Source organism: Micrococcus sp. APC 4021, from assembly GCF_030407635.1.
GTDB classification, from domain to species: Bacteria; Actinomycetota; Actinomycetes; order Actinomycetales; family Micrococcaceae; genus Micrococcus; species Micrococcus luteus.
In genome coordinates this window covers 21,222-27,416 of record NZ_JASDCZ010000019.1, presented here as the reverse complement: position 1 = coordinate 27,416, position 6,195 = coordinate 21,222, and the positions used below count along the sequence as shown (strand labels likewise).

The 6,195-nt window shown below is 66.3% G+C and carries 6 protein-coding genes; 4 read left to right on the top strand and 2 right to left on the bottom strand.

The window, feature by feature from the left end; all coding sequences use genetic code 11:
• Positions 1-300: integrase core domain-containing protein (locus tag QL983_RS03270; protein WP_290151199.1), on the top strand; the 300-nt coding region annotated here is incomplete at its 5' end.
• On the opposite strand, the gene QL983_RS03265 is transcribed toward QL983_RS03270, so the two are convergent.
• Positions 253-1,230, bottom strand: coding sequence for a glycosyltransferase family 2 protein (locus QL983_RS03265; RefSeq protein ID WP_290151197.1), 978 nt, complete (start codon positions 1,228-1,230; stop codon positions 253-255). The two genes, QL983_RS03270 and QL983_RS03265, sit on opposite strands and share 48 nt — an antisense overlap.
• 52 nt (positions 1,231-1,282) lie before the next feature.
• Positions 1,283-2,620, bottom strand: coding sequence for a hypothetical protein (locus tag QL983_RS03260; protein ID WP_290151195.1), 1,338 nt, complete (start codon positions 2,618-2,620; stop codon positions 1,283-1,285).
• 139 nt (positions 2,621-2,759) lie between these two features.
• On the opposite strand from QL983_RS03260, the gene rfbB reads away from it, so the two are divergent.
• The 3 genes from rfbB (at position 2,760) to QL983_RS03245 (ending at position 6,057) form a co-directional block, all read left to right on the top strand.
• Entirely contained in the window at positions 2,760-3,755 is a 996-nt protein-coding gene (gene rfbB / locus QL983_RS03255; protein ID WP_290151193.1) for a dTDP-glucose 4,6-dehydratase, read from the top strand.
• Between the two features lie 13 nt (positions 3,756-3,768).
• Positions 3,769-5,202, top strand: a complete 1,434-nt coding sequence (locus tag QL983_RS03250) for a sugar nucleotide-binding protein (RefSeq protein WP_290151191.1) — start codon at positions 3,769-3,771, stop codon at positions 5,200-5,202.
• 96 nt (positions 5,203-5,298) lie between these two features.
• On the top strand, positions 5,299-6,057 hold the full coding sequence (locus QL983_RS03245; protein ID WP_131661474.1) for a hypothetical protein: 759 nt from the start codon (positions 5,299-5,301) through the stop codon (positions 6,055-6,057).
• Positions 6,058-6,195 lie beyond the last annotated feature (138 nt).

Genomic DNA, 6,195 nt, shown 5'->3' with positions numbered 1-6,195 from the left:
AACGGCAACAACTACCGGGCCGTGGACTTCACCCGGAAGGTGGTCTCGCTCGGGGGCCGGCACCACCGGATCCGCCCCTACACCCCGCGCCATAACGGGAAGGTGGAGAGGTACAACCGGCTGATGGTGGACGAGGTCCTCTACGCCCGCCCGTACACCTCAGAGCAAGCTCGGCGTGAGGCCCTGGCGGTGTGGGTGAACCACTACAACTACCATCGGCCTCATACCTCCTGCGGAGACGCTCCTCCGGCCTCACTGGCCCCGGCCCGAGTCAACAACGTCATGCCCTCCTACACCTAGACCGACCTGTGACTCGGCCTGCCGCCGGAGGACTCGATGGCGCGTCCACCCGTCAACGAGTCCCCAAGCCGTCGCCACGCGATCGACCGCGCCAGGCCAGTCTCGGGCCTTCAGCCCGGCGGCCATAGCGGCCGCAGCCGCGCCCGCGCGGGCCAGTTCTGTGGTCGGTGCGGAGCTCAGTTCGGGCACCGCATGCCAGGCGTCCCGCGCCGAAGCGGCCTCCGCAAGTGAACGTCCCGCCCGGGCCCGCGTACGGACGCGGTCACGCCATGCGGAGGGTCGGGAGTAGATGATGCTCATGGCTCCGCAGTCCGTGATCGGCACGCTGGCGCGGTCGAGGCGGAAGGCCAGGTCGTTGTCCTCGCCACCGCGGACGAGGGCCGCATCGAACCCCCCGACAGCCAGCAGGACGTCCCGTCGGGCGGCGAAGTTCCCGCCCATGAGGGCCGGCCCCATCGACCCCCGCCCTGCAGGACGTGGGGGGACCGGCATGGTCTCTGCCACCAGCATCTCGAGTTTTTCCGCGAGTGACTTGCCGGTGAGCTGTGTGTCCTCCTTGACCACCACGCCACCGGTCACGACGGGGAAGTCGTCGAGGAACTCGTAAGCGAGCCGGCACCAGTCAGGGTGGACGAGGTCGTCGTCGTCGCAGAACGCCAACTTGTCGGCCGAGGCCTCGTTGATGCCCCGATTCCGGGCAAAGGAGGCGCCGGGGTGGGTGTCGGCGTCGATGATGCGGATGAACACGCCCTCCGGCAGGGGAGCGAGGGACGCGACATAGGGGTGAAGCCAGGGGTTCCCCCCGTTGTCGCATAGCAGGATCTCCCGGGGTGGCGCGTCCGTCTGACTCAGCAACGCTGCAAGCTGGTCCTTGAGGGGCAGTCCGCTACGGTAGCAGGGGATAATGACTGAGATCTTAGGATCCGTCAATGTCTACTCGCTTCAATAGAACGGCATGTTGGGTCAGGTCCACTCGACATGACTATTGGGAGCTCACCGCACCATTACTGTAGCCGCGCGGCATCAACCGGTCGCAGGGAAGGATCATCTGCCATCCCTCCGGCGCATGGTCTATGACCACGGTCTCACGGCTGGGATTCTGTGACTCACATCGTTGGCGCAGGTTTGCGACCTGCTGCGACCAGGACGGCGCGCCATGGCGAGTGTTGACTGTGGCCGGGGAAATAAGCGATGACAATATGAGCGCTATCGCGGTGAAGGTGGGGACAAGTTTCTTGGCTGACGCAGAATGACTTGCGGCGACATCTAATGCTATGACAATAGCTACCCATAGGAGAAGCGATGCCCCTGTTCCCCACCTTATGAAGGTGAAAGGCGGACGAATGTAGTCGAGTCCTGGATGGTTATTGAGGAGAAAGCTGAGCGCCCATGTCGTGATCGATGTGAAAGTGGCGGAAATAATCACCCACTTGCGAGTATTGTCCTTGATCGCAGACGCCGCCAAGAGCGCGGCAATAGTGATAGCGAGCGTGACGGGGACCAGCCAGCCGGAAATTTCGATCAGAAAGTTTGCGCGCGGCTGATTTCCGACCGGTGTCCCGAGGACGACATTCACAAGTAGCCCTCGAATCATGGAAAGGGGGTCTGCTAAGCCGCGACTTGTGCGGGTGGTGTCAGATGACAGGAAAGCAACGAGCTGCGCAACTATTCCTACAGACCATCCTGTGAACACGATTCTTTCGTATCGGGTCCCCTTCCAGGCTCGCCCCGCGATAATCGGAGCGAGGATCGCTAGCTGAATCTCGGTCATTGCGGCCATCGCCAGGATCAGAGACCAGACCACCGACGCCGAATATGTTCGAGGTGAGTGCCATGAGATCCAGAACCCGAGATACAGAAAATACCAATGCAGGTTCGCGAGGTTGCCAAGCGCTTCGACTCCGGCAAAAGGGAGGAGGATGGGAATGATCATTACCAGTAGACGGAGAATCCGGCTGGTGATAAGACTCTTGGATATTAGAAAGCTGAGTCCGCCGATTAATCCGACCACGGATCCGAAGGCCACTGTCGTGGCGGTTGGCCACGTATCAACTGGAAGGAGGGATATAATTCCGCTGATTAAACGCGGCCAAAAATGCAGATATCCATCATAGGGGTCAATGGGAAGGTGAAGGGACGGGTTGGACACCCATGCCTGCAAGAATACCTTTCCGTCCTCCGCGTAAAGAGTGTCCCATGTAGATGTGGGGAGTCTGACCAGGCTGCATACAATGCCGAGTGTTGCGCCGACGGCCAGTGCTGTCGGCACCTCGACGGTCGAGCGGTCGATGCTGGGCCGGGGGTCGAGGTTCTGATGCATAGGGCCTTAGTGCTGAATGAGTCGGTTGCCGCAGTGCTGACCCGAGGAGGGCCATGGGGTCGGTGATTCGAGCGTTCGGTGCGACCTGGGCATAGCCTATGTCACCATATTGTTGTGCACTCGCAGATACCCTGACCTCATGCACCTCCTCGTCACCGGCGGCGCCGGGTTCATCGGCTCGAACTTCGTCCACCACGTCGTCCGCGAGACCGGGCACGACGTCGTCGTCCTGGACAAGCTGACCTACGCCGGCAACCGGGAGAACCTCGCCGGCCTGCCGGAGGACCGCGTCACTCTCGAGGTCGGGGACATCTGCGACGCGGCCCTGGTGGACCGCTTGGTCGCCGAGTCGGACGCCGTCGTGCACTACGCGGCGGAGTCCCACAACGACAATTCGCTGAACGATCCCTCGCCGTTCATCCAGACGAACATCATCGGCACCTTCGTCCTCCTGGAGGCGGTCCGCAAGCACGGCAGACGGTTCCACCACGTCTCCACGGACGAGGTCTACGGCGACCTCGAGCTGGACGATCCGGCGAAGTTCACCGAGACCACCCCGTACAACCCCTCCAGCCCGTACTCGGCCTCGAAGGCCGGCTCGGACCACCTGGTGCGGGCGTGGGTGCGCTCCTTCGGCGTGCAGGCCACGCTGAGCAACTGCTCCAACAACTACGGGCCGTACCAGCACATCGAGAAGTTCATCCCGCGCCAGATCACCAACCTGATCGACGGCGTCCGCCCCCGCCTCTACGGCCAGGGCGTCAACGTCCGGGACTGGATCCACACGGAGGACCACTCCTCGGCCGTGCTGCGCATCCTCGAACGCGGTGAGATCGGCCGCACGTACCTGATCGGCTCGGACGGCGAGAGGAACAACAGGGAGATCGTGGAGATCCTCCTCGAGCTCTTCGACCGCCCCGCGGACGACTACGACCTCGTCGCCGACCGCCCGGGCCACGACCTGCGCTACGCGATCGACAACACCGCCCTGCGCACCGAGCTCGGCTGGGAGCCGCAGTTCACGGACATCCGCGCCGGTCTGGCGGACACGGTCCGCTGGTACCGCGAGAACGAGACCTGGTGGCGCCCGGCCAAGGTCGCCGTCGAGGCCACCTACCGCGCCCAGGGCCAGTGAGGGGGCACCGCTGATGCGCATCACCGAGACCGCCATCCCCGGCCTGCTCGTCCTCGACCTCGACGTCCACGGGGACAACCGCGGCTGGTTCAAGGAGAACTGGCAGCGCGAGAAGATCCGCGCCCTCGCCGCCGAGCACCCCCGCCTCGCCTCGCTCGCCCCGGTGCAGAACAACATCTCCTTCAACGACGCCGTCGGCACCACCCGCGGCATCCACGCCGAACCCTGGGACAAGTACGTGGCCGTCGCCCACGGCCGGATCTTCGGCGCCTGGGTGGACCTGCGCGAGGGGCCGTCCTTCGGCGCCGTCGCCACCGTGGAGCTCGGCCCGGAGAAGGCCGTCTTCGTGCCGCGCGGGGTGGGCAACTCCTACCAGACGCTCGAGCCGGACACGGCCTACACCTACCTGGTGAACGACCACTGGTCCGCCGACGCGCAGGGCCGGTACACGTTCCTCAACCTCGCGGACCCGACGGCGGCCATCGCCTGGCCCATCCCGCTCGAGGACGCCGAGCTCTCGGCCAAGGACCGCGCCCACCCGATGCTCGCGGACGTCACCCCCATGCCGCCCGCCCCGATCCTCGTGCTCGGCGCCGGCGGCCAGCTCGGCCGTGCCCTCGTGGCCCGCGCCGAGGCCGCGGGGATCCCGGTCGAGGCCCATGGCCGGGACACGTGGGACATGACCGATCCGGCGTCCTGGCCGCGGGAGCACTTCCGCGGCCTGCGCGCCGTGGTCAACGCGTCCGCCATGACCGCGGTGGACGCCGCCGAGACGCCCGAGGGGAGGGCCCAGGCGTGGGCCGTCAACGCGACCGCCGTCGCCGAGCTCGCCCGCCGCTGCACCGAGGCCGGCGTCCCCCTGGCGCACGTGTCCACGGACTACGTGTTCGACGGCGCCCTCCCCGTGGGGCAGGAGCACCCGGTGGACCACCCGCTCGCGCCGCTGGGCGTCTACGGCCAGTCGAAGGCCGCCGGCGAGGCCGCGGTGGGCACCGTGCCGCGGCACTGGATCGTGCGCACCTCCTGGGTGATCGGGGAGGGGAAGAACTTCGTGTCCACGATGGCCTCGCTCGCCGAGCGCGGGATCGACCCGGCCGTCGTCGCCGACCAGCACGGCCGCCTCACCTTCGCCGACGACCTCGCCGACGCCCTGCTGCACCTGGTCACCACGGACGCGCCCACGGGCACGTTCCACATGACCAACAGCGGCGACGTGGTCACCTGGCACGACGTCGCCCGGTGGGTCTTCGAGGACACCGGTCACGACGCCGCGCGCGTCTCCGCCACGACCACCGCCGCGTACCTGGCCGGCAAGGAGGGCGTGGCCCCGCGGCCGACCAACAGCGCCCTCGACCTCGGGCCCCTGGCCGCCGTCGGCTACACCGCCCCGGACCAGCGCGAACGCCTGCGAGACCATCTGACGGAGTTCAAGGCTGGCACCTGCTGATACTCTTCCCTTGGATGTGTCTGCACAGCGGAAATACATCAGGCACACGTAGTCCTCCTGAATCAGGCACGCGTAGTCCTCCTGGAAGGTCCCGTTATGAACGCTCACTCTGCTTCCACCACCGAGTCAGGCCCGAGCCGACGCGCCGTCGCCACCGGTCTGGCCTGGTCTGTCCCCGCCGTCGCCATGGTCTCGGCGGCACCGTCCTTCGCCGTCTCGCTGCGCAAGGATCCCGGCATCAACGGCTGGGTGCTGAACTCGCCGACTAATCGGGGCAATTGCCGCTATGATCTCGAGGTGAACTCGGCGCCGTCCAACCCGCGCCCCACTCCCGATGGCGCGCCCTGGGGGCTCTACCTCTACGACGTCTCCAAGGACGCCAGCTACAGCAACGCCAAGCTCGTCTACTGGGTGCGCGGCACTCATACTGCGACACAGAACCCGATCACATGGCAGGCGGCCGCCGGGCATTCAACGAAGTGGTCAGGCCCCGTGCTGGGTGCCCCGCAGGTCAAGGCCGACGGGTTCGTGTACACCCCCTACACCTGGACGTACACCGGCACCATCGACCCGGCAAACGTCGCGAGTGACGGGCGGCTGTACCTCGAGACCTTCCATGTGAAGGCCGTCAACTTCTCCATGTGGGAGAATGGCCGTTGCCTGCCCCTGGACTACTGGACGTACCGGGAGATCACTGTGGACCCGGACGGGCCCACCGGGCCGCAGCAGCCGATGACACTCAGCTTCGAACGCCGCAACGGGCCGAGCGGACCCTACGTTCCCGGCGCTCAGGGGCGCATGGCGGTCACGCCGGACGCCGAAGCCACAGCAAATCTGCAGCAGCTGAGCAGCTGAACCGGGCCACCCGCCCCCGTCGTGCGGGTGGTGTCCTGTCGGGGTTGCCCAGGCGAGGGAGCGCGCGCGCCGTGATCGACGGGGCCGCAGCCAGCACTGGCCGGCGCGCACAGACGTAGTGGGGCCCCGCACCGGAAG